The organism is Stenotrophomonas sp. 610A2, assembly GCF_030549615.1.
GTDB classification, from domain to species: Bacteria; Pseudomonadota; Gammaproteobacteria; order Xanthomonadales; family Xanthomonadaceae; genus Stenotrophomonas; species Stenotrophomonas pigmentata.
The window spans coordinates 1,695,823-1,718,887 of sequence record NZ_CP130832.1 but is presented as its reverse complement, the minus strand read 5'-3'; the positions used below and the strand labels follow the sequence as shown (position 1 = coordinate 1,718,887).

26 protein-coding genes are annotated in these 23,065 nt (G+C 64.2%); 15 read left to right on the top strand and 11 right to left on the bottom strand.

The features are described 5' to 3' along the window. Positions 1–26: 26 nt before the first annotated feature. Positions 27–614, bottom strand: coding sequence for an RNA 2',3'-cyclic phosphodiesterase (thpR, locus tag Q5Z11_RS07755; RefSeq protein WP_303749457.1), 588 nt, complete (start codon positions 612–614; stop codon positions 27–29). A gap of 276 nt (positions 615–890) precedes the next feature. Between thpR and Q5Z11_RS07750 the strand changes: the two genes are divergently transcribed. Beyond that, entirely contained in the window at positions 891–2,003 is a 1,113-nt protein-coding gene (locus Q5Z11_RS07750; RefSeq protein WP_405051660.1) for a tetratricopeptide repeat protein, read from the top strand. Positions 2,004–2,032: 29 nt separating this feature from the next. Here Q5Z11_RS07750 and Q5Z11_RS07745 read toward each other — a convergent pair whose 3' ends face one another. Then, on the bottom strand, positions 2,033–2,365 hold the full coding sequence (locus Q5Z11_RS07745) for a zinc ribbon domain-containing protein YjdM (RefSeq protein WP_303749455.1): 333 nt from the start codon (positions 2,363–2,365) through the stop codon (positions 2,033–2,035). A 40-nt stretch (positions 2,366–2,405) separates the two neighbouring features. Between Q5Z11_RS07745 and Q5Z11_RS07740 the strand changes: the two genes are divergently transcribed. After that, complete coding sequence (locus tag Q5Z11_RS07740) at positions 2,406–3,455, top strand: cation diffusion facilitator family transporter (protein WP_405051684.1); 1,050 nt, start codon at positions 2,406–2,408, stop codon at positions 3,453–3,455. Between the two features lie 63 nt (positions 3,456–3,518). Beyond that, the gene (locus tag Q5Z11_RS07735; RefSeq protein ID WP_303749454.1) at positions 3,519–4,895 is read left to right on the top strand and encodes an Hsp70 family protein; all 1,377 of its coding nucleotides are present in this window, start codon (positions 3,519–3,521) and stop codon (positions 4,893–4,895) included. 147 nt (positions 4,896–5,042) lie between these two features. On the opposite strand, the gene Q5Z11_RS07730 is transcribed toward Q5Z11_RS07735, so the two are convergent. From Q5Z11_RS07730 to Q5Z11_RS07720, 3 genes are read right to left on the bottom strand one after another with little or no spacing between them, the layout of a single operon-like run. Further along, positions 5,043–5,933, bottom strand: a complete 891-nt coding sequence (locus tag Q5Z11_RS07730) for a DUF4097 family beta strand repeat-containing protein (RefSeq protein WP_303749453.1) — start codon at positions 5,931–5,933, stop codon at positions 5,043–5,045. An 11-nt stretch (positions 5,934–5,944) separates the two neighbouring features. Beyond that, positions 5,945–6,499 (bottom strand): hypothetical protein, encoded by a 555-nt coding sequence (locus tag Q5Z11_RS07725; RefSeq protein WP_303749452.1) that lies wholly within the window; start codon positions 6,497–6,499, stop codon positions 5,945–5,947. Further along, a complete protein-coding gene (locus Q5Z11_RS07720) occupies positions 6,496–7,071 on the bottom strand; it encodes an RNA polymerase sigma factor (RefSeq protein ID WP_303749994.1) in 576 nt (191 codons plus the stop codon). Before Q5Z11_RS07720 ends, Q5Z11_RS07725 begins: the two co-directional genes overlap by 4 nt. Positions 7,072–7,207: 136 nt before the next feature. On the opposite strand from Q5Z11_RS07720, the gene Q5Z11_RS07715 reads away from it, so the two are divergent. From Q5Z11_RS07715 to Q5Z11_RS07700, 4 genes are all read left to right on the top strand, one after another. Continuing rightward, positions 7,208–8,473 (top strand): alkaline phosphatase family protein, encoded by a 1,266-nt coding sequence (locus tag Q5Z11_RS07715; RefSeq protein ID WP_303749451.1) that lies wholly within the window; start codon positions 7,208–7,210, stop codon positions 8,471–8,473. Between the two features lie 19 nt (positions 8,474–8,492). Continuing rightward, positions 8,493–9,074 (top strand): mechanosensitive ion channel family protein, encoded by a 582-nt coding sequence (locus Q5Z11_RS07710; protein ID WP_303749450.1) that lies wholly within the window; start codon positions 8,493–8,495, stop codon positions 9,072–9,074. 287 nt (positions 9,075–9,361) lie between these two features. Further along, complete coding sequence (locus Q5Z11_RS07705; RefSeq protein ID WP_303749449.1) at positions 9,362–10,621, top strand: sugar transporter; 1,260 nt, start codon at positions 9,362–9,364, stop codon at positions 10,619–10,621. Positions 10,622–10,711: 90 nt separating this feature from the next. Next, positions 10,712–11,230 carry a GNAT family N-acetyltransferase gene (locus Q5Z11_RS07700; RefSeq protein WP_303749448.1) on the top strand — a complete coding sequence of 173 codons (519 nt, stop codon included), beginning with the start codon at positions 10,712–10,714 and terminating at the stop codon, positions 11,228–11,230. 107 nt (positions 11,231–11,337) lie between these two features. Here Q5Z11_RS07700 and Q5Z11_RS07695 read toward each other — a convergent pair whose 3' ends face one another. Continuing rightward, on the bottom strand, positions 11,338–11,601 hold the full coding sequence (locus Q5Z11_RS07695; RefSeq protein WP_303749447.1) for a DksA/TraR family C4-type zinc finger protein: 264 nt from the start codon (positions 11,599–11,601) through the stop codon (positions 11,338–11,340). A 182-nt stretch (positions 11,602–11,783) separates the two neighbouring features. Next, entirely contained in the window at positions 11,784–12,338 is a 555-nt protein-coding gene (locus Q5Z11_RS07690; protein ID WP_303749446.1) for a DUF2058 domain-containing protein, read from the bottom strand. A 68-nt stretch (positions 12,339–12,406) separates the two neighbouring features. Between Q5Z11_RS07690 and Q5Z11_RS07685 the strand changes: the two genes are divergently transcribed. Next, positions 12,407–12,904 carry a M48 metallopeptidase family protein gene (locus tag Q5Z11_RS07685; RefSeq protein WP_303749993.1) on the top strand — a complete coding sequence of 166 codons (498 nt, stop codon included), beginning with the start codon at positions 12,407–12,409 and terminating at the stop codon, positions 12,902–12,904. Between the two features lie 66 nt (positions 12,905–12,970). Then, a complete protein-coding gene (locus Q5Z11_RS07680; protein ID WP_303749445.1) occupies positions 12,971–13,681 on the top strand; it encodes an rRNA pseudouridine synthase in 711 nt (236 codons plus the stop codon). A 166-nt stretch (positions 13,682–13,847) separates the two neighbouring features. Here Q5Z11_RS07680 and Q5Z11_RS07675 read toward each other — a convergent pair whose 3' ends face one another. Genes Q5Z11_RS07675 through sstT form a run of 3 tightly spaced genes read right to left on the bottom strand, consistent with a single transcriptional unit; the run spans position 13,848 to position 16,077 of the window. Further along, complete coding sequence (locus Q5Z11_RS07675; RefSeq protein WP_303749444.1) at positions 13,848–14,150, bottom strand: AzlD domain-containing protein; 303 nt, start codon at positions 14,148–14,150, stop codon at positions 13,848–13,850. Next, the gene (locus Q5Z11_RS07670; RefSeq protein WP_303749443.1) at positions 14,147–14,872 is read right to left on the bottom strand and encodes an AzlC family ABC transporter permease; all 726 of its coding nucleotides are present in this window, start codon (positions 14,870–14,872) and stop codon (positions 14,147–14,149) included. The genes Q5Z11_RS07675 and Q5Z11_RS07670 overlap by 4 nt, the downstream gene beginning before the upstream one ends. Next, positions 14,872–16,077, bottom strand: a complete 1,206-nt coding sequence (sstT, locus tag Q5Z11_RS07665; protein WP_303749442.1) for a serine/threonine transporter SstT — start codon at positions 16,075–16,077, stop codon at positions 14,872–14,874. Before sstT ends, Q5Z11_RS07670 begins: the two co-directional genes overlap by 1 nt. 123 nt (positions 16,078–16,200) lie before the next feature. On the opposite strand from sstT, the gene Q5Z11_RS07660 reads away from it, so the two are divergent. After that, positions 16,201–17,772 carry a phospholipase D family protein gene (locus Q5Z11_RS07660; RefSeq protein WP_303749441.1) on the top strand — a complete coding sequence of 524 codons (1,572 nt, stop codon included), beginning with the start codon at positions 16,201–16,203 and terminating at the stop codon, positions 17,770–17,772. 251 nt (positions 17,773–18,023) lie between these two features. Here Q5Z11_RS07660 and Q5Z11_RS07655 read toward each other — a convergent pair whose 3' ends face one another. Then, on the bottom strand, positions 18,024–19,085 hold the full coding sequence (locus Q5Z11_RS07655; RefSeq protein WP_303749440.1) for an HDOD domain-containing protein: 1,062 nt from the start codon (positions 19,083–19,085) through the stop codon (positions 18,024–18,026). A gap of 668 nt (positions 19,086–19,753) precedes the next feature. Here Q5Z11_RS07655 and Q5Z11_RS07650 point away from each other — a divergent pair. Genes Q5Z11_RS07650 through Q5Z11_RS07630 form a run of 5 tightly spaced genes read left to right on the top strand, consistent with a single transcriptional unit; the run spans position 19,754 to position 23,055 of the window. Further along, positions 19,754–20,092, top strand: coding sequence for a Rieske (2Fe-2S) protein (locus Q5Z11_RS07650; protein ID WP_303749439.1), 339 nt, complete (start codon positions 19,754–19,756; stop codon positions 20,090–20,092). Continuing rightward, on the top strand, positions 20,089–20,397 hold the full coding sequence (locus Q5Z11_RS07645) for a recombinase-like helix-turn-helix domain-containing protein (protein WP_303749438.1): 309 nt from the start codon (positions 20,089–20,091) through the stop codon (positions 20,395–20,397). Before Q5Z11_RS07650 ends, Q5Z11_RS07645 begins: the two co-directional genes overlap by 4 nt. A 36-nt stretch (positions 20,398–20,433) precedes the next feature. Then, a complete protein-coding gene (locus tag Q5Z11_RS07640) occupies positions 20,434–21,480 on the top strand; it encodes an aromatic ring-hydroxylating oxygenase subunit alpha (RefSeq protein WP_303749437.1) in 1,047 nt (348 codons plus the stop codon). Next, the gene (locus Q5Z11_RS07635; RefSeq protein ID WP_303749436.1) at positions 21,477–22,247 is read left to right on the top strand and encodes an SDR family oxidoreductase; all 771 of its coding nucleotides are present in this window, start codon (positions 21,477–21,479) and stop codon (positions 22,245–22,247) included. Before Q5Z11_RS07640 ends, Q5Z11_RS07635 begins: the two co-directional genes overlap by 4 nt. 13 nt (positions 22,248–22,260) lie before the next feature. Beyond that, positions 22,261–23,055: an IclR family transcriptional regulator gene (locus tag Q5Z11_RS07630; protein ID WP_303749435.1), complete on the top strand. Its 795-nt coding sequence runs from the start codon at positions 22,261–22,263 to the stop codon at positions 23,053–23,055. Positions 23,056–23,065: the final 10 nt, after the last annotated feature.

Below are 23,065 nucleotides of genomic sequence, written 5' to 3'. Positions count from 1 at the left end.
CTTGCACCGCAGCCAGCAGCTCCGGCTCAGCCCAGCTGCCAGCGGCCTTCGATCTGGTAACGGCCCTGGCCGAGGAAACTGCGCACCAGCACGAATTCACGCACGAACCAGCGGAACGGCTGCACCGGCTGGATCGGCAGGCGGCGGCGGTCGTACAGCAGGGTCATATGCGGGGTGAAACGCGGGTCCAGCTTGCCGCCCACGCCCTGCAGGCAGCGCGCCAGTTCTTCATGCAGGCCATTCAACAACTCGGCGCCGTATTCACTGCGCAGCACGAACGGGTTATTCACGCTGCCGGCAAAGCTGCCCACCTGATCAAAGCAGACCTCGAACTCGGGCATGCGCACCCGCGCAGCGGCCTGGCGCACCTTGGGCAGCAGGCTCGGCGGCAGGCCGGCATAGTCGCCCAGGTGATGCAGGGTCACATGCAGGCGTTCAGGCGCCAACGGGTGTCCCGCCAAACCATGCTCCTCGCGCAGACCATCGGCCAGCTCGGCCACGCGCTCGGCCGTCATCGGGTCCGGCATCACGGCAAAGAACAGGCGTTCGGTTGGAATATCGCTGCCCAGGCCCAGTGTCATCTGGGCCTCGGTGGAGGAAAGCTGCTTCGTCATGGTCTGGTATCGAAAGCCGGCTGCCGTACCCGCTCCGTTGCGGCGGCCACTACTGTCTAGGGCCGCGGATACTAGCAGACCCCGCCGGTCACGGCCCGGCCATGGCGAAATTTTCACCACCGCTCGGCGAGCCACGCCGCACAAGGGCTGCCAATAGTTATCCACATGTTTGCACAGGGCTGGTCCACACCCGCTGTGGATTTGTCCCCGCCCCGCTTCCATCCCGCCACAACAGGCCTACACTGGAGGGGCCGCAGCAAACTCCGGGTGATCGCCATGATCGGTTGGAATGCGTTAGTCCTGCTCGCCGCCAGCAGCGTGGCCTTTGCCGCGCCTCCGACGCCCTTCGCTCCCGCTCCCGCTCCCGTCACGGTGCCAACGCCGGAGCAGGTAATGGCCATCCCGCCCGAAATCCACGCGCAGCTGCAGGAGCGCGTCATCAAGGTGGCCAATTCCCCGGAGCAACGCCTGCATCTGCTCGTTGAGCTCGTATTCCGGCCCGAAGGCTTGGCCTTGGAATATGAAACCGCCGCCACCTTGACCGTCGCCGAGACCTGGCAGCGGCGCCGTGCCAACTGCCTGTCCTTCACCCTGCTGTTTGTCGCCCTGGCCCGCGAGGTTGGCCTGGAGGCACGGATGCAGGAAGTCGGCCAGGTGGTGACCTGGTATCAGGACCAGGGTCTGATCTTCAACGCTGGCCACGTCAACGTCGGCATGCGCGTGGGGGGCCGCAGCGCCACCCTCGACCTGGACAGCAACGTGCTCTACGACCGCCGCGGTCCACAACCCATCAGTGACCGTCGCGCGCTCGCCCATTTCTACAACAACCGCGGGGCCGAACAACTCGCCGCACGTGATTACGCGGGCGCCCGCGCTTACTTCGACGCGGCATTGCGGATGGAACCGCGCTTCGCCCCGGGCTGGAGCAACCTGGGCGTGCTCGAATCGCGGGTAAACGACCTCGACGCTGCAGCACGGGATCTGGAAACCGCATTGTCAATCAACGCCTCACACGCGCCGGCCCTGCAGAACGCCACCAACCTCTACCAACGCATGGGCAACAGCCGTCGCGTCGCACAGCTGCAGACACGATTGGAACAGGTCCGTGCACGCGATCCGTTCTACCAGTACATGCAGGGCACCGCCGCCGAGCGTGCTGGCAACTACGCCACGGCCGTGCACTATTACCGCGAAGCAGTGAGGTTGTACGGCAACGCCCACCAGTTTCACTTCGGTCTGGCCCGAGCGTATTTCCTCAGTGGCGACAACCATCTGGCGATGCGTGAGATGAAGCGCGCCCGCGACCTGGGCGGCGATCCGATGCGGGCGGTCTACCAGAGCAAGCTGGATGGTATCCGCAGGCTGGAGGCGCGCCACGCGGCGCGCTGAACGCGCACCGCGGGCGGCAAAGGCAAGGCTCAGGCCTTGCGAAGGAAACAGGTCTTCAGCACCAGACCCTTGATCTTTTCCGAGTTGCCTTCGATGTTTTCGGCATCGTCTTCGACCAGGCGGATGTTGCGGATCACCGTGCCCTGCTTGAGCGGGATCGATGAGCCCTTCACCTTCAGGTCCTTGATCACGGTAACGGTATCGCCAGCCACCAGCACATTGCCGTTGCTGTCGCGCACCACCATAGTGGATTCGGCCGCTTCGCCAGCGGTCCACTCATGGCCGCAATCAGCGCAGATCCACAGCGCGCCATCGGCATAGACATTTTCCAGCGAACACTGCGGGCAGGAAGTAACAGACATGGGGGACTCCCGTACATTGAATAACGCCGTATTGTAGCCGCTGGGGTCACAGCCGCTCACACCACCGCCACGCACGCGGCGGGAAAGTGCCTGCGCGGCACTGTGCGTCGCGTTGGCAGGAGCTCCCGTGGCAAGAAGCAGCGGCTCGCGATTCGTCATCTATGTGGCGCTGGCCGGCAATCTGGGAATTGCCGTTGCAAAGTTCATCGCCGCGGCAATTTCCGGCAGCTCGGCCATGCTCAGCGAAGGCGTGCATTCGCTGGTGGACACCACCAATGAAGTCCTGCTGCTGCACGGTCTCAATCGCGCCCAGCAACCTCCGGACCGCGCACATCCACTCGGCCATGGGCGCGAGCTGTACTTCTGGAGCTTCATCGTTGCCGTGCTGGTATTCGCCTTGGGCGCGGGTGTTTCGCTGTACCAGGGCATCATCCATCTGCGCGACCCCGAACCCATCGCCAACCCCAGCATCGCCTACATCGTGCTCGGCGTCTCACTGCTGTTCGAAGGCACCTCGTGGTGGGTGGCGCTGCGCGAGTTCCGCGCCGGCAAGGGCCGCTACGGCTATTTCGAAGCCTTCCGCCGCAGCAAGGACCCGAGCACGTTCACCGTACTGCTGGAAGACAGCGCCGCGCTGCTCGGCCTGTTGATCGCCTTGGCCGGACTGGTCGCTGCGCAGTGGCTGCAGATGCCTGAATTGGACGCGTTGGCCTCGATCGGCATCGCCGTGGTGCTTGCGGTAGCCGCTTTCCTGCTGGCGCGTGAAACCAAGGGCCTGCTGATCGGCGAGCCGGCCCACCCTGAACTGGGTGAGGCCCTGCTGCAGTTGGCCGCAGCCGACCCGGACGTGGAGAGCGCCAACGGCATCCTGACCATCCAGGTCGGCCCGAACCAGGTGCTGGCAGCGCTCAGTGCGGCATTCGATGACCGTTGCAGCACGCCGCAGATCGAAGCCTGCGTGGCCCGCATCGAGCAGGCGGCGCGGCGCCAGCACCCGGAAATCGTGGCCTTGTTCGTCAAACCACAGACACCGGAGGCCTGGCAGGCCCGCCTGGCGGCGCTGGAGGCGCCATCGACCAGCAACATGTGAAGCCAGCCGCGCGGCGGCGTAGTAAAGTGCGCGGCCGATTCAACAGCAAGACCCGCAGGCATCATGAAACTCGGCATCGACTTTGGCACCAGCAACTCGGCCGCCGCCGCGCACATCGACGGCAAGGTAGTCCCGGTCAGTTTTGGCGACGCCCAGCAGTTCCGCACCACGGTGTACTTCCCCGAAGTGATGCGCGACCCCAATGATTTCGAGCTGACCCCGGCACTGGAAGCGCAGGTCGAGGACCTGATCGAGTCCGGCCGCCGCGACGCCCGCGCCGTCGGCAATGCACGTACCCACGAGCAGCTGCGCAGCGATGCCATCCGCGTGTTGCGCCGGCAATGGATGGAAGAGCGCATCCGCGAACCGCGCAGCTCCACCGCCCTGCTGCAGAACGCCGTCTACGGTGACGACGCACTGGAAGCCTACTTCGAAGAGAACGAAGGCAACCTGGTGCAGAGCCCGAAGTCGATGCTGGGCTACAACCTGCATCCGCGCGCCAAGCAGACCATCACCGGCATCGCCACGCACATCCTTGAGCACATCCGCCTGACCGCCTCGCGCCAGCTGCAAAGCAACGTGCGCAGCGCCCTGCTCGGGCGGCCGGTGCAGTTCCGCAGCTCGATTGGCGCGGCCGGCAACGACCAGGCGCTGGATATCCTGCGCAGCGCAGCGATGGCGGCGGGCTTCGACGAAGTGGACTTCCTTGAAGAGCCGGCTGCTGCAGCCATGCATTACCACGCGGTCAGCAGCGAACGCCACGAAGCAGTGATCGTCGACGTCGGCGGCGGTACCACCGACATCGCCCATGCCAGCGTTGGTGGCAACACCGCGCCGCAGATTCACCGCGCCTGGGGTATTGCCCGTGGTGGTACCGACATCGATCTGGCCCTGAGCCTGGCCGGCTACATGCCGCTGTTTGGCCGCGGCATCACCCGCGTGCCCGCGCACCACTATGTGGAAGCGGCAATGGTGCAGGACATGACCCGCCAGCGTGATTTCCGCCAGCACAACTACGACTCGGTCGATCTACCGTATGGCCCGCGCCTGCAGGCGCTGCAGGACACCGGCAATACCGCGCGCCTATACCGCGCGGTGGAGCAGTGCAAGATCGCCTTGAGCAGCCAGCCGCGCCACAACAGCGTGCTGGATTTCATCGAAGCCGGACTATTCGTCGACATCTATGCGCCGCACCTGGCCTCGGCTGCCGGTGGCTATCTGGGTGAGTTTGAAACCTTGTTGCAGCAGGTACGTGCCGATATCGGCCACGACCCGGCGGCGGTGTTCCTGACCGGCGGCATGTCGCGCGCCGGTTACATCCAGCAGGCCGCTGCCGCAGCCTTCCCTACTGCCAAGCTGGTGCACGGCGACCCGTCGTTTGGTGTGGTGCAGGGGCTGGCGCTGGCGGCGACAACGAATGACGCGGTTGCAGGTTTGTAGGAGCGGCGTAAGCCGCGAGGCTGGGGATCCAGAAGCACAAAAGCGTTACCCCTCCCCAGCCCTCCCCTTTGCTGCGCAAAAGGGAGGGAGCAGAAGCTTTAGCCCTGCCCGGCCCTCCCCTTTGCTGCGCAAAAGGGAGGGAGTGAATCAGCGATCCAGGCTCACCCGCACGCCGCCCGAATGCGACTGGATGGAAATATCACCATCGCCGCCACCGATCCGTGCATCCAGGCTCTTGCCCGGCCCGTAGCGCGGGCTCTCCACCTGGCCTACGTCGGAGCGGATGCTGCCGCTGAAAGTGCTGACCTTCAGCTGCGCCGAAGTATTGGCCGGCAGGCCCAGTGAAACCGAGCCACTCACCGTCTCCAGATTCACCCGGCCGCCCGGCTGCAGGCCCGCACTGCGCACGCCAAGGCTGCCGGATACCGACTCGGCACTGAGCCGTTGCACCTTGGCCAGATCCAGGGTGATCCCGCCCGACACGCTATTGGCCGAGACCTCACCACCGCTGGCACCCGCCGCATTGATGCCACCGCTGACCGTCCTGGTCTCCAGCCGCGAGGTCTGCAGCTGCGAGCGGATCGCGCCGCTGACCGTGGTCAACTCCGCCTCACCGGCACGACCATTGGCCGTGATGCTGCCGCTGACGGTGCTGCTCTGCAGACGACGCAGGTCCACCTCGGCCACGTCCACTCCGGCACTGACGGTACTGGTCTGCAGCTGCGCAGCGCGCGGCACACGCAGTTCCAGCACCGCACCGCGGCTGCTGCGGCTGTTCTGTGGGTAGACCACCTTCAACGCCACGCGATTGGCGCTGCTCTCCACTTCAAGTCGCTGGCCTTCGCCCAGCGAACCGGTCAGTTGTACCTCGTTGCGGTCCCAGCCACGTACGGTGACCGAACCAGCCACATTGCTCAGTTCCACGCGGCCGCCGCTGGACAAGGGCAGGCTACGGTTGACCGCGGTCTGCGCGAACGCGCTGGTCAGCGGGGCCAGCAGCAGGGCGGTGGCGATCAGATGGCGCATGCAAGCTTTCATCAGGTGCTCCTTCAAGTCGAAAGTCCGGTCGGGTTGACGCCCTTGCGGGTGAGTTCAAGCCGCAGCGCGTAGGTGCGCTGCAACTGTCCAAGTAGAAAATCGGCGTCGGGGCTCTGCGCGATGGCGCTGCGGATGCTGCCCGCGGTTTCATCCAGCTCCCGTAGCGCCGGCTGCAGCTCGGCGGCAACGTCCTGCTGCGGAATCGTCGCCATCGCCTGCCGGTACTGGTAGGTGATGGTGTTGGCCTGATGCTGCAGCGCCGACTCCTCGACGGCGACGGATGCCGGGGGCTGCTGTGGGAGCAACAGCACGCTGGCCATGCCGACCAGTGCCACTACAACCGCAGCGGCTGCGTAACGCGGCCAATGCCGGCGCGATGCACGTCTTGCTGCAGCGTCATTCGTCGAAGAAACCGGCAGCTCGACAATCGGTTCGTTGCGCGGGGTCTGCTCAAGCTCTGCCGAGATCCGCTGCCAGACGGCGGCCGGTGGTATCCGTTCGGTCGGCAGATCGCGCAGGCGCTGCGCCAGCAGGTCATCGTGATCGTTGTCTTGAATGTTCATCATGCGTCTCCAAGCCGCGTGCGCAACAAGCTGCGCGCACGATGCAACTGGGCCTTGGAACTGCCGACAGCCATCTGCAGTTCCACGGCGATTTCCTGGTGTTTCCAGCCTTCAATGTCATGCAGCACCAGCACCGCGCGGGCGCGTGGCGGCAGGGTCAGCAGCGCACGCTCAAGGTCCATGTCGGTGGCATGGCAGCGTGGTGTGTCGGCCATCTCGGCCAGCAGATCCATCCCCGACTCGCCGATATCCAATGACTCGAAGGTGGTCGCGCGCAGCTCCATCAGCGCCGTGTTCACCGCCAACCGATGCAACCAGGTGGCCAGCGCGCTCTCGAAGCGGAACTGCGGCAGCTTGCGCCAGGCCTGGATGAAGGTTTCCTGCAGCACATCCTCGGCGCGCGCAGCGTTGCCACCGCACAGACGCCACAGCAAGGCGTACAGACGCGGCGAATGGCGCCGGTAGATCCGTTCGTAGGCGCGGGTATCACCAGCCGCGGCGGCACGGGCCAGCGCGGCGTCATCGACGACGACGGGCGGAGAGGGAGCAGTGGCGGTCACGGTGGCGTCGAGCATATCCATTGGATGCGGCAAGCAGCAAAAAGGTTTAAAGCCGGATCAGGCTTTGCCGAAGCGGCCGACAGCCGGCCCCTGACTGGCAGCAAATGCCGCCCTGGCCGACAATCGCCGTTCGCCAAAACCGTTGCCGCCCATGTTTCGTACCCCCGCCCTGCTGCTTTGTGCCGCCCTCGCCCTGGCTGGCTGTGCCAGCACCCCGTCCGTCAGCGAAGCTCCGGCACGCGCCCAGCGCATGTCGCAGGAAGCACTGGCGCCGGTCATCCTGATTTCCATCGATGGCTTCCGCAATGACTACCTGGACCGCGGCCTGACCCCGAACCTGTCCACGATGGTGGCTGGCGGCGCCCGCGCCGAGTTCATGCGACCGTCTTATCCGTCGATCACCTTCCCCAACCACTACACCCTGGTCACCGGCCTGCGCCCGGACCACCACGGCGTCATCGCCAATTTCATGACCGACCCGACCATCCCCGGCGTGCGCTTCAGCATGTTCGACCCGGCCACGGTCCGCGACGAGCGCTGGTGGGACGACGGCAAGCCGTTGTGGACCAGCGTGCGTGAACAGGGCGGCCGCGCTGCGGCAATGTTCTGGGTCGGCTCGGAAGCGCCAGTACACGGCGCGCGGCCTGAGTTCTGGCGGCCGTTCGACATCAAGGTGACCTCGCAGCAGCGCGTGCAGCAGGTACTGGAGTGGCTGGCGCTGCCGGCCGCGGAGCGACCGCATTTCATTACCCTGTACTTCGACAAGGTCGACACCATGGGCCATCGCCACGGCCCGGATTCGGCTGAATTGAACAGCGCGCTCGGCGAAGTGGACACCGCGATCGGTGAGCTGCTGGCCGGCATCAAGGCACAGGGACTGCAGCAGAAAATCAACATCGTGGTCACTTCCGACCACGGCATGACCGCCACCGATCCAAGCAAGCAGGTCCTGCTGGATGACATCGTCGATGTCAGCAAGCTCGACTTCGGCTGGACCGGCGCCTATGCCTCATTCGACGCCCTGCCCGGTGGTGAAGCGGCAGCGCAGCAGCTGCTGGCCGGCAGCACCCCGCACATCCAGTGCATGACCCGCGAGCAGATCCCTGCGCGCTTCGAATACGGCCATCACCGCCGCGTTCCGGCCTACATCTGCACTGCCGAACTGGGCTGGCAGGTCACCACCCGCCAGGCTGAAAAGCGCAAGAACCACGAACTGTTCGGCGAACATGGCTATGACAACGCATTGCCGGACATGTATTCACCGTTCATCGGCTATGGTCCTGCCTTCGCCCCGGGCGTGAGCATCGCGCCCATCGACAACGTGGACATCTATCCCTTGCTGGCCCGGCTGTTGAACATCACCCCCGCCACCAACGACGGCAACCCGCGCCACACCGATGCCGCACTGAAGCACTGACGCACCGCAAGGAAATCGCATGAAGCACTACCTCCCCGCCTCGATGCAGCAATGGCTTGAACCCATCAATACCGGCCTGAGCATCCTGCTGATCCTGGTTGTGGCCTGGCTGCTGCGCCTGCTCACCCGGCGCCTGCTGGCACGGCTTGGACGCCATTACACGCTGCCGGCGCAGATCGAGATGGCGATCCGTCGGCTGTCGAACTTCGTCATCGGCACCGTGGCGCTGGTCGCCATCCTGCAGGCCTTGCACGTACAGGCCAGCGTGCTGTGGACGGCGTTCACCGGTTTTGCCGCCGTTGGTGCGGTCGCGTTCTTCGCCGCCTGGAGCGTGCTTTCCAACATCTTCTGCACCTTCCTGATCTTCACCACCCGCCCGTTCCGCCTGGGCGACCAGATCGAGCTGCTGGAGAACGGCGAGAAGCCCGGACTGAAGGGTGTGGTCACCGACATCAACCTGATCTACACCACCCTGCACGAAGTCGGTGGCCCGGTCGACGGCACCTTGATGCAGATCCCCAACAGCCTGTTCTTCCAGCGCGGCCTGCGCCGCTGGCGCGGCGGCGACTCCAGCACGATCACCGTGCAGGGAGATGGCTGAGCAGGCCCGGACAGAGGTCAATACAACCACGATCCTGAGTCCATGATCCCTGCGAAAGCAGGGATTTTTCTGGCGCGGGTGCTTGTCCTTGCTTCGCCTCCGGCGCTGCCTCGACAGCCAAGGCAAGCACAAGATCGCTACCAGGACCAACGCCCCACCCGCCCTCTCGCCGCCTGAGCGCCCTTGCGTCGCCACCGCCCCGGTCCACAGCGTTCCGCTCGCGTCCATATGACCCGTGCGAAAATTGCCGACATTGAGCGACCGGCCCGGTCGCAAGCCCGCACGCAATGTCCGCCTCTCCCAATCCTTCATGCCCTGCCCCGCAGGCAGGCGACGCTTTTGCCGTTGCCGAACTCCACGACCAGCGCTCCGACCGCCAGCGCTGGCTCAGCGTCATCGCCCTGGCCCTGGCAGCGTTCGTCTTCAACACCAGCGAATTCGTCCCGGTAGGCCTGCTCAGCGACATCGGCGCCAGCTTCGGCAAGCCGATCGAGCACGTCGGGCTGATGTTGACCATCTACGCCTGGGTAGTCGCCCTGACCTCGCTGCCGTGCATGCTGCTGACCCGCAACATGGACCGCCGCAGGCTGCTGCTGGGCGTATTCGCCTTGTTCATCGCCAGCCACGTGCTGTCCGGCGTGGCCTGGAGCTACCCGGTGCTGATGGCCAGCCGGGTTGGCATTGCGCTGGCACATGCGGTGTTCTGGTCGATCACCGCCTCGCTGGCGGTGCGCGTGGCGCCACAGGACAAGCGCCCGCAGGCCCTCGGCCTGCTCGCTACCGGCACTTCGGTGGCGATGGTGCTGGGCATTCCGCTGGGCCGCATCGTGGGCGAGCTGCTGGGCTGGCGCATCACCTTCATGGCCATCGGCGGCGTCGCCCTGTTGGTGATGCTGGTGCTGGCACGCCTGCTGCCTGCCCTGCCCAGCCAGAACAGCGGCTCGGCCAGCAGCATTCCCCTGCTGTTGCGCCGCCCTGCCTTGATGGCCTTGTACCTGCTGGTGATGGTGGTGATCTCCGCCCAGTTCACCGGCTACAGCTATATCGAACCCTTCGTGCAGAAGATCGGCGGCTTTGATGCGCACGTGACCACCCTGGTCCTGCTGCTGTTCGGCGGCATGGGTTTCGTCGGCAGCGTGCTGTTCTCGCGCTATGGCCTGCGTTGGCCGCGCGGCTTCCTGCTGACCGCGATCGGCACCCTGGCCGCCAGCTTGTTGCTGCTGCGCACGGGCCTGCACAGCAGTTGGCTGCTGTATGCGCTGGTATCGGTCTGGGGCGTGGCGATGATCAGCTTTGCGCTGTCGATGCAATCCAAGGTGTTGAACCTGGCCTCCGACGCCACTGACGTGGCGATGGCCTTGTTCTCGGGCATCTTCAACATCGGCATTGGCGCCGGTGCCTTGATCGGCAGCCAGGTCAGCCTGCAGTTGGGCATGCAGCATATCGGCCTGGTCGGCGGCCTGATCGCCACCGCCGGCTGGATGTGGTGCCTGTTCGCGATGCTGCGCTGGAGCGGCAGCTTCCGGCTTGGCGGCGCAAAGCACTGAGCTGCAGCGACTGACCCGTTTTCAGCACGCCAGCTGCGGGTATGCTTCCGCCCACGCCCCTGCTTCCGGGGGCGCGCAAGGGGGAAGGACATGGATCAAGAAGTCACTCTGCGCGACGCGAATATCACCGATGCAGAGGCGCTGAGCGCACTTGTAACCCCGCTGGCCCGCCATCTGCTTGATGCCGACAGCGGTGCCAGCGCACATGCCTTCCTGGCCTCGCTGACTCCTGCCAGCTTTGCTGATCGGCTGGTCGACAAGGAGTTCGCGCACTACGTGATCGAGGAGACAGGTGCACTGGTCGGCATGCTCGCGATGCGCGGCGACAGCCACATCCATCATCTGTTTGTCAGCCGCAGCGCCCGCCAACGCGGCATTGCGCGACGGCTATGGGAGCATGCATTGCGTGCACACGGCCGCCGCGAGTACACAGTCAATTCGTCCGAGATCGCAGTGCCGGTGTATGAGCGCTTTGGCTTTGTCAGCAAGGCCGCGCCGCAGACGGTGAAAGGCGTGCGCTTTGTGCTGATGGAGCGGCCCAGGCTGGTACCGCGGGTAATCCAGAAGCAGTACTTGAATGATGTGCTGCCGGGACCGGGAAAAAGCTGAGCCTTTGGGCGTTGGGCCAAAGCGATCCCCGCCTCCGCGGGGATGACAAGCCGCTGCAGCACCAGAGCAAGGGCCAAAGCCACTGCGGCGGTGAATGCCACCGCTCCTCAACGCAGCTGACTGTCCTTGCTGCCGCGCCGGTTGTAACCGGCAAACGCCTCGTCTTCGTCCTGCGCCTGCTGGCAGGCAATGCACAACCTCACGCCGGGCACGGCCTTGCGTCGCGCTTCTGGAATCGGCGCATCACATTCTTCACAGTGATCCAGCCCCGGACCGCTCGGCATGCGGCTGCGCGCACGCTTGATAGCGTCCTCGACGGTGGCGTCAATCTGATCCTGAACGGCGGTGTCGCCCGCCCAACCGGTAGCCATGTCCTGTCTCCACGTACAGCAACACAGGCAAACTGACGCCTCCGTGACCGCATTTCAAGGCTTGGGCGCGGGGGCGTACAGCTCTCTGAACAAGATCTGCCACACCAGCCCCATCCGCTGCAGGCGGCGCGGCGCGCCAATGCCTGCGAACACCGAATCCGGTCAGCGCTGGTGCGCCGCACTCACCACATCAAATCGTCGGGCACCTGGAACTGGGCGTAGTAGGCGTCGTCTTCAGCGTTGCCCGTGGAAATCGGCGTATCCGCACTCTGGCCGTGGTCGAGCACGATCAGGCTGGCGTCACGCTCGCGCACCTTTTCCGCCGCCATGCGTGGCAGCAGCTCGAAACTGTCGCCGTGACGGGCAATCACCAGCGCGCCATTTGCCAACTGGGTACGCAGCGCCTCGGTGACCAGGATGGTGCGGATCACCGCGCCGTCGTTGAAACGGTATTCCAGCTCACCGGCACGCGGCAGCTTGCGGTCGGCAATGATCTGACGGGCCTGCGCACGCAGCTCATCGGCACGGCGCTGGGCATTGCGCTCGGCGGCAAGCTGGCGGTCCTTCTCGGCCTTCTCGGCACGGGCACGGTCGGCCTCGCGCTGGCTTTCGGTCGCACTGACCGGGCCTTTGCCGTGGCGTGCCTTGACCTGCTCGCGTGCCACCTGCGAGACCTGCGATTTCTTCACCAGGCCAGCCTTGAGCAGCTGTTCCTGCAGTGGATTACCCTTTGCCATCGTCGTTGTTCATGGTTCTGTTGCCGAGGCTGCCATCATAGCGGCCTGCCCGGTCCCGCCCAATGCCCATGCTTCCGCTGAAATACCTGAATGGCTACCCCGAACACCTGCAGCAGCGCGCCCGCGAGCTGCTGGACGCGGGCAAGCTGGGCGAAGCCGTCCGCAAGCGCTACGCCGAGCCCAACCCGGTGCGCAACGACCGCCAGCTCTACGACTACGTGCAGGCCATCAAGGAGCGCCACCTGCGCCAATCGGTGCCGCTGGGCAAGGTGCTGTATGACGGCAAGCTGCAGGTGGTCAAACACGCGCTGGGCACGCATACCGCTATCTCGCGCAATCATGGCGGCAAGCTCAAGGCCAGCCGCGAGATCCGCATTGCCAGCGTGTTCCGCGAGGCCCCTGCCGAGTTCCTGCGGATGATCGTGGTGCACGAGCTGGCGCATATCAAAGAGGCGGACCACAACAAGGCCTTCTACCAGCTGTGCCTGCACATGGAGCCGGATTACCACCAGCTGGAGTTCGACCTGCGCCTGTACCTGACCGCCTTGGAACATGAACCCGGCTGAGCCGCCCATCGCCCCGGCCCCGCTGCAGCGCTACACTCCCCGCCCTTCGTAGAACCCATAGCCACCATGACCACCCCGATCCGTCTCGACAAGCGCGTTGCCGCGCAGCTGCAGTGCTCGCGCTCGCAGGCCCAGCAGTACATCGAAGGCGGCTGGATCAGCGTCAATGGCGTGGTGGTGGAAACCCCGCAGACCATGGTCAGCGAGGAAGTGATCACCCTGGCCGCCGAAGGCAGCACCGAAGCCGCTGAAGCCGCCACCTTCCTGATCAACAAGCCGGCTGGCTGCACGCCAGAGCAGCTGTTCGCGCTGCTGGCCGACGACAACCGTTTCGCCGACGACGCCTCCGGCATCCGCCCGCTACGCCGTCATTTCCAGCGCCTGGACTACCTGATGCCATTGGACGATGCCGCCAGCGGCCTGGTCGTACTGACCCAGGACTGGCGCGTGCGCCGCCACCTGCAGGAGTCCGGCTACAGCCTGGAGCAGGAGTTCGTGGTCGAAGTCAGCGGTGAACCCACCCCGTGGGCGATGCCGAAACTGACCCACGGTTTGATCTACGAAGGCCGCAGCCTGCCGCAGGCCAAGATCAGCTGGCAGAGCGAGCAGCGCCTGCGTTTTGCGATCAAGGACGTGCGCCTGGGCCAGTTGCAGTTCATGTGCGGCCAGGTCGGCCTGAAAGCCGAGCAGATCCGCCGCCTGCGCATCGGCCGCATCGGCCTGAGCAAGATGCCCGAAGGCCAGTGGCGTTATCTGGCTGCTGACCAGAAGTTCTAGGCCAAGGCCAGCCTTGGTTTTGTAGGAGCGGCGTAAGCCGCGAAGCTGGCAATGGCTCCGGTCAACACCAAACAAGGCATGCGGCGATCTGCAGTCGCAGGTAAACAGTGCACGGATGATGTATCGGCTTCGCGGCTTACGCCGCTCCTACAACCGCAAACTGCGCTCATAGCAGTCGAATCAGCGCCGCTGCCGCAGCACCTGCAATCACCACCAGCAAAAACGGCAGCCGCAGCATCAGCGCAACTGCCGCCACCAGCAACGCGCCGATGCGCGCATCGAAGGCCAGACCCTGCCCGGCCGACACCGTGTTCATCGCAGTCAATGACGCCAACAGACCGATGGTCAAACAGCCCGCGACACGATTCATCCGTGGCGATTCAAGCCAGCGCACCGGCACGAGGTAACCGGCAAACTTGATTGCCCACGCCGCTACGCAGCCAAGTACGATCCACGCCCACAAACTCATCGCAACGACTCCTCGACGTTCGGCGCGACATCAGGCTCCAACCCCTCATCCGCCGGGCCCTTGCCAAACCAGCCCCAGACCGCAGCCACCGCGGCGGCCAGCAGTATCGGCACTCCTGCTGGCACCCACGGCAGCGCCAGCACCGTCACCAAGGCACAGACCACCGCAATCGCCACCGGCTCACGCGAACGCAGCCGCGGCCACAGCAAGCCGAGGAAGGCCGCCACCGCGGCACCATCCAGGCCCCATTGGCGCGGGTCGCCCAGCGCATCGCCCAGCAAGGCACCCAACAAGGTGAACAGGTTCCAGCACAGGTAAACACCGAGTCCCGCCACCCAGAAACCGCGACGCTGCTCCTGCGGCTCGGTCTGGCTTGCCGCGGTGGCAGCCGACTCATCGATGGTGACCTGTGCGGCCAGCGGCCTCAGCCAGCCGCGCGGCCTCAACATGCGGTTGATCTGCGCGCCGTACACCGCGTTGCGGATACCCAGCAAGGTGGCCGCGCCAAACGCCGCCGCACCCGCACCGCCAGCACCGATCACCCCGATGAAAGCGAACTGCGAACCTCCGGTGAACATCAGCAGGCTCAGTGCAGCGGTCTGCGCCACACTGAAACCCGACGCAACCGCCAGCGCACCAAACGAGATGCCATACAGGCCCGTCGCAATCGCTATCGAAACACCGATGCGTACCGCTGGCGTGAAGCGCGTGGCGATGCTCATCAGGCGTGTCCGCGTGCTTGTTCGGCCGCGGCGACGAACACCACGTCGGTGGAGGAGTTCAGTGCGGTTTCCGCCGAATCCTGGACCACACCGACGATGAAGCCGACCCCGACCACCTGCATGGCGACATCATCGGAAATACCGAACAGGCCGCAGGCCAGCGGGATCAGCAGCAACGAGCCACCCGGCACGCCGGACGCACCGCAGGCACCAATCGCGGCAACCACGCTGAGCAGCAACGCCGTGCCCAGATCGACCGGGAAGCCCAAGGTATGCACTGCGGCCAGCGTCAGTACCGAAATGGTGATTGCCGCACCCGCCATGTTGATGGTCGCACCCAACGGCACCGCCACCGAGTAGGTGTCCTCGTGCAGGCCGAGCTTGCGACACAGTTCCATGTTGACCGGGATATTGGCCGCCGAAGATCGGGTGAAGAACGCGGTGATGCCACTGTCGCGCAGGCAACGCAGCACCAACGGGTAGGGATTGCGGCGGGTCACCACGGCGACGATCAATGGATTGCCAACGAAGGCCATGAACAGCATCGCGCCAACCAACACTGCGAGCAGATGCAGGTAGTCCTTCAATGCGCCCAGCCCGGACTCGGCCAACACCGAGGCAACGATGCCGAACACACCCAGCGGTGCGAATTTGATTACCAGCCGCACCAGCCAGGTGATGGCATCGGACAGATCGCTGACCAACGTGCGGGTGGTCTGGCTGGCGTGACGCAATGCCAGGCCAAGGCCCACCGCCCACGCCAGCAGGCCGATGTAATTCGCATCGAGCAGTGCGTGCACCGGGTTGTCCACGATCTGCATCAGCAAGGTATTGAGCACCTCACCGATACCGCCCGGCGCACTCATGCCGGCCTCGGCGGTCTTCAGCGTCAACTTGCTGGGAAACAGGAAACTGGCAGCCACACCCACCAGCGCCGCCGCCAACGTGCCGATCATGTACAGCACCAGGATCATCCGCATATGGGTCTTCTGGCCGCGCTGGTGGTTGGCGATGGACGCCGTGACCAGCACCAGCACCAACACCGGCGCTACCGCTTTCAACGCGGTAATGAACACCGTGCCCAGCAGACCCGCGGCCGCTGCGCCCGTAGGCCAGACCAGCGCCAACACGATACCGGCGATCAGGCCGATGACAATCTGCAGCACCAGGCTGGGCGCCCGGAAAGAGGTGGAACCTTCGGTCATTACAGGACTCACGGCAAACGCAAACCCCGATTCTCGCCCACCGGTGGCGTTGGCCGCACCCCCGGAACGTCACGGAACCAGGACAAACTGCCGCCAACACGCGAACCCCGCTAGGATGCGCGCATGGAAACCAAGCATCGTCCCAAACGTCTGCTGCGCTGGTTGGCCTATTTGCTCGGCGCTGTGGTGGTATTGATCGGCAGCGGCCTGCTGCTGGGCGACCACCTCACCCCGAAGGCAGTCGGTGCGCCTTCACATGCCCTGCCACTGCAGGCACAGCAGACCTTGATCGACCGCCAGCTGCAGCCGTTGCTGGCCGAACATCCAGGCAAAAGCGGCACGGTTTACCTGTCTGACGGGCTCGAAGCCTATGCGGCGCGCTCCATCATCACCCGCCAGGCCGGGCGCAGCCTGGACCTGCAGTACTACATGTGGCACGACGACATGCTCGGCCACCTGCTGGCACACGACGTCTACCAGGCCGCCGACCGCGGCGTGCGCGTGCGCCTGTTGCTGGATGACATGAACGCCGCCGGCCTGGACCCACAGATGCTGGCGCTGGACAACCACCCAAACATCGAGATCCGCCTGTACAACCCGTTCCGCAACCGCGACGGCCTGTGGCGCCTGGTCGAAATGGTGCAGCGGGTTTTCAGCATCAACCACCGCATGCACAACAAGGCGTGGATCGCCGATGGCCGCGTGGCCATCGTCGGCGGCCGCAATATCGGCGCGGAATACTTCGATGCGCGCCCGGACGTGAACTTCCGCGACCTCGACCTGCTGCTCGCCGGCCCGGTCGCCAGCGAAGCCAGCACGGTATTCGATGACTTCTGGAACAGCGACGCCGTGGTGCCGATTGCAGCCCTGCATTACAGCACCGACCAGCAGATGGCCAACTTCATCAGCCAAGCCGAGCTGGACGCCCGCCAACAGGAAGCCGCGCCCTATCTGGAACGGGTGCGCGCACGCTTCACCGATGCCTACCTGGGCAAACAGCTGGAGCTGTACTGGACCGACGGCGTGCACATCCGCTCCGATCCGCCACGCAAGCCGCTTGGCGGCGACAGCAGCAACTGGCTGGTGAGCCACCTGGTCGAGGTACTGGGCAGCGCAAAACACAAATCCTTGCTGATATCGCCCTACTTCGTCCCCGGCGCGGCCGGCACCAAGGGGCTGATCGCACAGGCGCAAAGCGGCGTCCAGGTCGGCATCATCACCAATTCGCTGGCCGCCAATGACGTGGCTGCCGTGCATAGCGGCTATATGCACTACCGCAGGCCATTGCTGGCCGGGGGCGTGCAGCTGTACGAGCTGAAGGCCCATGGCCACGTCGAGAAGGCATCCACCTTCGGCAGCAGCGGTGCAAGCCTGCACACCAAGGCCTTCGTGGTGGACGACCGACGCGGCTTCGTCGGCTCATTCAACCTCGACCCGCGCTCGGCCTACCTCAATACCGAAATGGGCGCACTGTTCGACGACCCGGTGCTGGCTGCACGCCTGCAGCAGGAATACCTGCGGCTTTCCAGCCCAGAGCTGAGCTACTGGACCTACCTCAACAAGGATCACGAGCTGCGCTGGCTTGACCGCAACAAGACCCCGCCAATCAGCCTGCGCACCGAACCGGACACCAGCCTGATGCAGCGCGCCAGCACCAGAGTGATCAGCTGGCTGCCGTTGGAATCGCAGCTGTGAATGAAGCCTCGAGCCAAGCGAGATTCGTGAAGGCTGAGGACCCGTAGCGTGGAAGCGCAGCGCCCCCGGGGCGTGGGCTGAAGGTGTGACAGATCGGTGGATCATCGCAACGGTTGAGTTGCACTTACCCTGGTTACGCCACCGGAGTTACCGCTGCAATCCACGCCGGATGGCGGCAAGTGTTTTCAAGCCGACAAGCAACCCGGCAAGGGAACAGCACAGGCCCGCATCTACCATGCATGGAGGATGGATCACTCCTGCACGCCGTCAGCCTGGTGCATCCGCTTCCACAACCACATCGCCACGTGCTCGGGCAGCTCGCCGGCAAGTGCCGCACATGCCTCGGCCTCGGTCATCAAGCCCTGCGCGTGCAACATTGCCGCGCTGGCCGCAAGCTGGCCTATCTGCAGTGAGCGCGCCAGACCAGTGGCCGCGCCTGCATCCACCTGCTTGAGCGCCTGCACGATTGGCGCGGACAACTTCCAATGCTCGGCAATCCGCACCGCTGTAGGTGCCCTGCAGCGGGCAAGCACTTCCAACAGCGTGCCTGGCTCGCGCACGCGCAGCGGTGGCCTGGCCAGCACGTCCGCAGCGGCCTGCATCGCCATTGCCGAACTGAGCCCCAGCAGCAAGCCAGCCAGCTGCGCCGCAAAGCCATCCTCGCGCTCGACGCCGCGCGCGTGATCGGCCGCAGCCAAGGACACCCGCAAGGTGTGTTCCCACAACAGCCTTGCGAACTCGGCGTCCACGCCGTTGGCCGACTCCATCACCGGCTGCACCAGCGCGGCGGAAATGATCTGGCGGATGCCATCGTTGCCGATCAGGGTCACCGCCCGCTCGATGCTCTGTACGTCCTGCTGTTGCAGGCGGTAGAGCGAACTGTTGGCGATGCGCAGCAGCGTAGCCGCCAGTACCGCGTCACTGCCGATGATGCGCGCGATGGAACGCGACGACGCCGTGCTGTCATTGACGCTCTGGATAAGCTGCGGCAGCAGGTTCGGCCGCCGCGGTGTATAGCGGGAGGACAGATCGGCACGGCTCAGTGCCGCAACCACATCATCGACCACCGCCCGCTGCACCCGTAATTCCTCGCTTCCCGCATCGACGACACCGAGTGCGGCCAGCAGAAAGCGCCGCTGCAGATCTTCAGTGCAGACCTCCGGACGCGACACGGGCACGGCGATGTCGGCCTCGCCTTCAACAGTTGCATACGCGCGTCGCTGCGGCCGCGCCGTTTCGTCACTGCCACGCAGCCAGAGCCAGACCAGGCCTCCGACCACAACCGCTGCAAGCACTGCCGAAATAATCACCATGAGAGAAGCAGAAAGGGTCCACGCGGAGAACTGCCTTCTATATCGGCCAACAACTGATTTCCTTTAGCGACGACCGAGCTTGGCGATTACAAAAATGAATAAAACAATACTGCCAAACCCGCTCCACTTTCCAATCAAATACCGCTCTTTTAAGACAAGTCCCAAAGAAACTCGACAATAAGCAATTCTATATTCGATTGAACGGATTGTTTCTCATTCAATCCAGCATATATCACCATGGCCGTAGCCATGACCATTAATCAGCCGCCCCTGAGCGGGATTCTCAAGAAGTTCTCAGAGCTCTCAATCCGCAACACCACTTTCCGGTCCTCAGCGTTATTGAACATGTGCCAGCCCCCGCACAGGCAAGCAGCTTTCGGCATCTTAAGTGGGCCAAAAGCCCTTGAAACAGGGCGCATGAATGAATGTTTAGTTTCACCAGTCAAACCAACCACCTTCTAACAGAAGGGCACACCCCGCCAGCCCACCAAATACAAAGTAAATAGATCCAGCGAAATATCGAATCTGTGAATAACAGCACATGCAGACGGCGACTTTTCTTATTGCAGCAAAGCCTGCGGCTGTTATGTTGAATCGTAGTTTCTGTATTGAGATTTAGTTTCAAATATAAAACCTCACCCTCGATACCGATGAGCGGGCAGAACAACATGACGTGGAAAACTGTTTGCAATCAGTCGCAGGTACGCGACGAATATCCTTTTGCGGCGAAGGTCGCCGGCAAGGAAATCGGCATATTCCTGGTCGATGGCGATTACTACGCCCTCGAGGATGTCTGCCCACATGCCTATGCCCTGCTCAGCCAGGGGTTCGTCGAGGACGGCGCGGTCGAATGCCCGCTGCATGAAGCGGTGTTCGACATCCGCACAGGCCGCTGCCTGCGTGAACCTGGCGGCCGCGACCTGCTCACCTACCCGTTACGGCTGCAGGGCGAGGACATCCAGATCGATCTGTCGAGGATCGAAAAAACCGTGGAGGAAGTTGCGTGAGTACACAACCGGATTTCAATCCGCAGCTCAAGCAGTGGCAGAAGCCACTCCCGACCAATGATCCCGGCGCCGGCGCCATCGAGCAACCTGGCCAATATCGCAACATCGTCTGGCAGACCCGCACACGTGCCGCCACCGAGCACGAACTGCAACTCGCGCAGGCCTTGGAGCGTGCGTTCGGCAACGGTGCAAGTGAGGTCGCCGACCTCGTCGAGCAACTCAACGACATTGGCGTCTACGACTACAGCGGCAAGGCCTGGACCGAAGTCTCGTTCCATAAAGCCATAGCCGCACTGGGCTATTGATCCTGCAAACGCAACGTATCCTGGGAGGGAGCATTGATGGCAAGCAAGACAGCGATTGAAGCACACCTGCGCAACGGCCTGCGCGAGCTGTGGTATCCGGTTGTTGCGAGCTGGGAAGTCTCCAACGCACCGCTGGGCATCACCCGTCTTGGTGAGAACATCGTGCTGTGGCGTGATCATGATGGCCGCGTGCATGCACTGGAAGATCGCTGCCCGCACCGCGGCGCGCGTCTGTCGATGGGCTGGAACCTGGGCGAGCGCATCGCCTGCTGGTACCACGGCGTTGAAGTCGATGGCAGCGGCACGGTCAGGGACGTTCCGGCGGTCAGTACCTGCCCGCTGGTAGGCAGCCAATGCCTGCGCAGCTACCCGGTGCAGGAACGACATGGCGCCATATTCCTCTACTTCGCGCTCGAGCCGAAGGCTGAGGTGCCACCGCTGAACCTGCCGGAGGAACTGGAGGACCAGGCCCAGTACAGCAACTTCCTGTGCACCGCCGGCTGGCAGTGCGGCTACCAGTTCGCCATCGACAACGTGATGGACCCGATGCATGGCGCCTACCTGCATGCGGCCTCGCACTCCATGGCCGAAGGCGACCGCAGCGCAGAGATGCAGGTGGTCCCCACCAGCTCCGGCTTCATCTTCGAAAAGACCGGCCAGCGCGGCGTCAACTTCGACTGGGTCGAATTTGGCCACAGTGGCGCGTTCTGGCTGCGCCTTTCCATCCCCTATCGCCCGCAGTTCGGGCCAGGCGGTCCGTTCTGGATCGTAGGCATGACCGTACCGGTGGACGAGGACAGCTGCCGGGTTTTCTTCTGGCGGATCCGCAAGGTGCAGGGTTGGCAGCGTGATGTCTGGCGCTTCATGTACCGCACCCGCCTGGAGCAGTTGCACTGGGATGTACTGGAACAGGATCGCCTGATTCTGGAGAACCTCGCACCGGATGCGCGCAGCCAGGAATTCCTCTATGCGCATGATGCAGGCCTGACCCGGGTACGCCGCACGATGCAGAAGATGGCCGAGCGCCAACTCGACCAGCAGTCCGTACTGGTGCCGGCAGCAAACGAGGCCGCGCACGCATGAGACAAGCCGTCGCCACACCCCTCTTGTTGGCAGGCCGCAACGTGCTGGTCACTGGCGCCGCGCGCGGTTTGGGCCTGAGCTTTGCCTCGGCAATTGCCCGTGCCGGCGCCCGGGTGGTAATCGCCGACATCCTGGACACCAGTAGCGCGCTGCAGCAGCTGCGCGCGGAAGGTGCGCAGGTTGATGCGGTGGCGATCGACCTGGCCGATCCAACATCCGTGGACAACGCTGTCGCCGAGGCGGCGCGGCTGATGGGCGGCATTGACGGCCTGGTCAACAACGCCGCCATCGCCACCGGCATCGGCGGTCCGCTGATGGATGAGCTGGAGGCAGAGGTATGGGACCGGGCACTACAGGTCAATGTCCGTGGCACCTGGCTGGTCAGTCGAGCTGCCCTGCCCCACCTGCGCGTATCCGGCAACGGCAAGATCGTGATGCTCGCCTCCGACACCGCGCTGTGGGGCGCACCACGTCTGCTTGCCTATGTGGCAAGCAAGGGTGCCGTGCTGGCGATGACCCGTTCCATGGCGCGCGAACTGGGTACTGACGGCATCTGCGTCAACGCAATCGCGCCGGGCCTGACCCGCTGCGAAGCAACCGAGTACGTGCCAGCCGAGCGTCACGCGCTGTACCAGAACGGTCGCAGTCTGGCGCGCGCGCAGTTCCCGGCCGACATCGACGGCACCGTGCTGTACCTGCTGTCGGATCTCTCCGATTTCGTCAGCGGGCAGACCTTGCCCGTCAATGGCGGCTTTGTTTTCAACTAGAAGGATGGCGGAAATGTTATCGCCCCAGGCAACATCGCTGAAAGAACAGAACCGCTACATGGTGCCGGCACTGGAGAAGGGCCTGAACATGCTGCTTCTGTTTGGGCAGAACCGTGGTGAGCTCAGCTTCACCCAGGTCTGCCAGCGCACCGGGCTCCCCAAAGCCTCGGTGTACCGCACGGTGCAGACGCTCGAACAGATGCGTTTCCTCACCCGCAATACCGCCAGCGGTGGCTACAGCCTGGGCATCAGCGTGCTGCGTCTGGGATTCGACTACCTGTCATCAATGGACATTGTGCAGATCGGGCAGCCGGTGATACAGCGCCTGCGCGACACCAGCAGCTATTCGGCGCATCTGTGCGTACTGGACGGGCGCGACATCGTCTACGTCGCACGGGCGAGTGCGGTCGGCGAGATCGGCTCGGGCGTTGGCGTCGGCACCCGTCTTCCGGCGCATTGCACCGCGATCGGCAGGGTGTTGCTGATGTCCCTGCCACAGCAGGACGTAAATGCCCTATTCCCTGAGCCAAGCTTCTCGTTCACCTCCGAACAGGGCCCGAAAACGCCGCAGGAGTTGATCGACCTGCTCGGTAGCGACAGCGCCCGCGGCCACGCCATCAGCGAGTCGTTCTACCAACCCGGCGTGTCGTCGGTGGCCTACCCGCTACGGGATCGCGAAGGCAATGTACTGGCCTCGATCAGCGTGATGGTCCCGCGCTCGGTGCTGCCACCTGACCTGAAGCTTTCGCTGAGCATGCAGGTTAAAAAAGCCGCGCTCGAAATAGAGGGATTCCTCCACGCGTCCTAGCTGGATTGAT

What these genes read in the sequence shown, in the direction of transcription:
- Q5Z11_RS07730 (WP_303749453.1), bottom strand. Translation starts at nt 5,933, where the DNA reads ATGAAAGCTTGCATGCGCCATCTGATCGCCACCGCCCTGCTGCTGGCC.
- thpR (WP_303749457.1), bottom strand. Translation starts at nt 614, where the DNA reads ATGACGAAGCAGCTTTCCTCCACCGAGGCCCAGATGACACTGGGCCTG.
- Q5Z11_RS07660 (WP_303749441.1), top strand. Translation starts at nt 16,201, where the DNA reads ATGGAAACCAAGCATCGTCCCAAACGTCTGCTGCGCTGGTTGGCCTAT.
- sstT (WP_303749442.1), bottom strand. Translation starts at nt 16,077, where the DNA reads ATGACCGAAGGTTCCACCTCTTTCCGGGCGCCCAGCCTGGTGCTGCAG.
- Q5Z11_RS07650 (WP_303749439.1), top strand. Translation starts at nt 19,754, where the DNA reads ATGACGTGGAAAACTGTTTGCAATCAGTCGCAGGTACGCGACGAATAT.
- Q5Z11_RS07735 (WP_303749454.1), top strand. Translation starts at nt 3,519, where the DNA reads ATGAAACTCGGCATCGACTTTGGCACCAGCAACTCGGCCGCCGCCGCG.
- Q5Z11_RS07640 (WP_303749437.1), top strand. Translation starts at nt 20,434, where the DNA reads ATGGCAAGCAAGACAGCGATTGAAGCACACCTGCGCAACGGCCTGCGC.
- Q5Z11_RS07695 (WP_303749447.1), bottom strand. Translation starts at nt 11,601, where the DNA reads ATGGCTACCGGTTGGGCGGGCGACACCGCCGTTCAGGATCAGATTGAC.
- Q5Z11_RS07685 (WP_303749993.1), top strand. Translation starts at nt 12,407, where the DNA reads ATGCTTCCGCTGAAATACCTGAATGGCTACCCCGAACACCTGCAGCAG.
- Q5Z11_RS07670 (WP_303749443.1), bottom strand. Translation starts at nt 14,872, where the DNA reads ATGAGCATCGCCACGCGCTTCACGCCAGCGGTACGCATCGGTGTTTCG.
- Q5Z11_RS07700 (WP_303749448.1), top strand. Translation starts at nt 10,712, where the DNA reads ATGGATCAAGAAGTCACTCTGCGCGACGCGAATATCACCGATGCAGAG.
- Q5Z11_RS07710 (WP_303749450.1), top strand. Translation starts at nt 8,493, where the DNA reads ATGAAGCACTACCTCCCCGCCTCGATGCAGCAATGGCTTGAACCCATC.
- Q5Z11_RS07635 (WP_303749436.1), top strand. Translation starts at nt 21,477, where the DNA reads ATGAGACAAGCCGTCGCCACACCCCTCTTGTTGGCAGGCCGCAACGTG.
- Q5Z11_RS07705 (WP_303749449.1), top strand. Translation starts at nt 9,362, where the DNA reads ATGTCCGCCTCTCCCAATCCTTCATGCCCTGCCCCGCAGGCAGGCGAC.
- Q5Z11_RS07745 (WP_303749455.1), bottom strand. Translation starts at nt 2,365, where the DNA reads ATGTCTGTTACTTCCTGCCCGCAGTGTTCGCTGGAAAATGTCTATGCC.
- Q5Z11_RS07680 (WP_303749445.1), top strand. Translation starts at nt 12,971, where the DNA reads ATGACCACCCCGATCCGTCTCGACAAGCGCGTTGCCGCGCAGCTGCAG.
- Q5Z11_RS07720 (WP_303749994.1), bottom strand. Translation starts at nt 7,071, where the DNA reads ATGCTCGACGCCACCGTGACCGCCACTGCTCCCTCTCCGCCCGTCGTC.
- Q5Z11_RS07725 (WP_303749452.1), bottom strand. Translation starts at nt 6,499, where the DNA reads ATGATGAACATTCAAGACAACGATCACGATGACCTGCTGGCGCAGCGC.
- Q5Z11_RS07630 (WP_303749435.1), top strand. Translation starts at nt 22,261, where the DNA reads ATGTTATCGCCCCAGGCAACATCGCTGAAAGAACAGAACCGCTACATG.
- Q5Z11_RS07715 (WP_303749451.1), top strand. Translation starts at nt 7,208, where the DNA reads ATGTTTCGTACCCCCGCCCTGCTGCTTTGTGCCGCCCTCGCCCTGGCT.
- Q5Z11_RS07675 (WP_303749444.1), bottom strand. Translation starts at nt 14,150, where the DNA reads ATGAGTTTGTGGGCGTGGATCGTACTTGGCTGCGTAGCGGCGTGGGCA.
- Q5Z11_RS07655 (WP_303749440.1), bottom strand. Translation starts at nt 19,085, where the DNA reads ATGGTGATTATTTCGGCAGTGCTTGCAGCGGTTGTGGTCGGAGGCCTG.
- Q5Z11_RS07750 (WP_405051660.1), top strand. Translation starts at nt 891, where the DNA reads ATGATCGGTTGGAATGCGTTAGTCCTGCTCGCCGCCAGCAGCGTGGCC.
- Q5Z11_RS07690 (WP_303749446.1), bottom strand. Translation starts at nt 12,338, where the DNA reads ATGGCAAAGGGTAATCCACTGCAGGAACAGCTGCTCAAGGCTGGCCTG.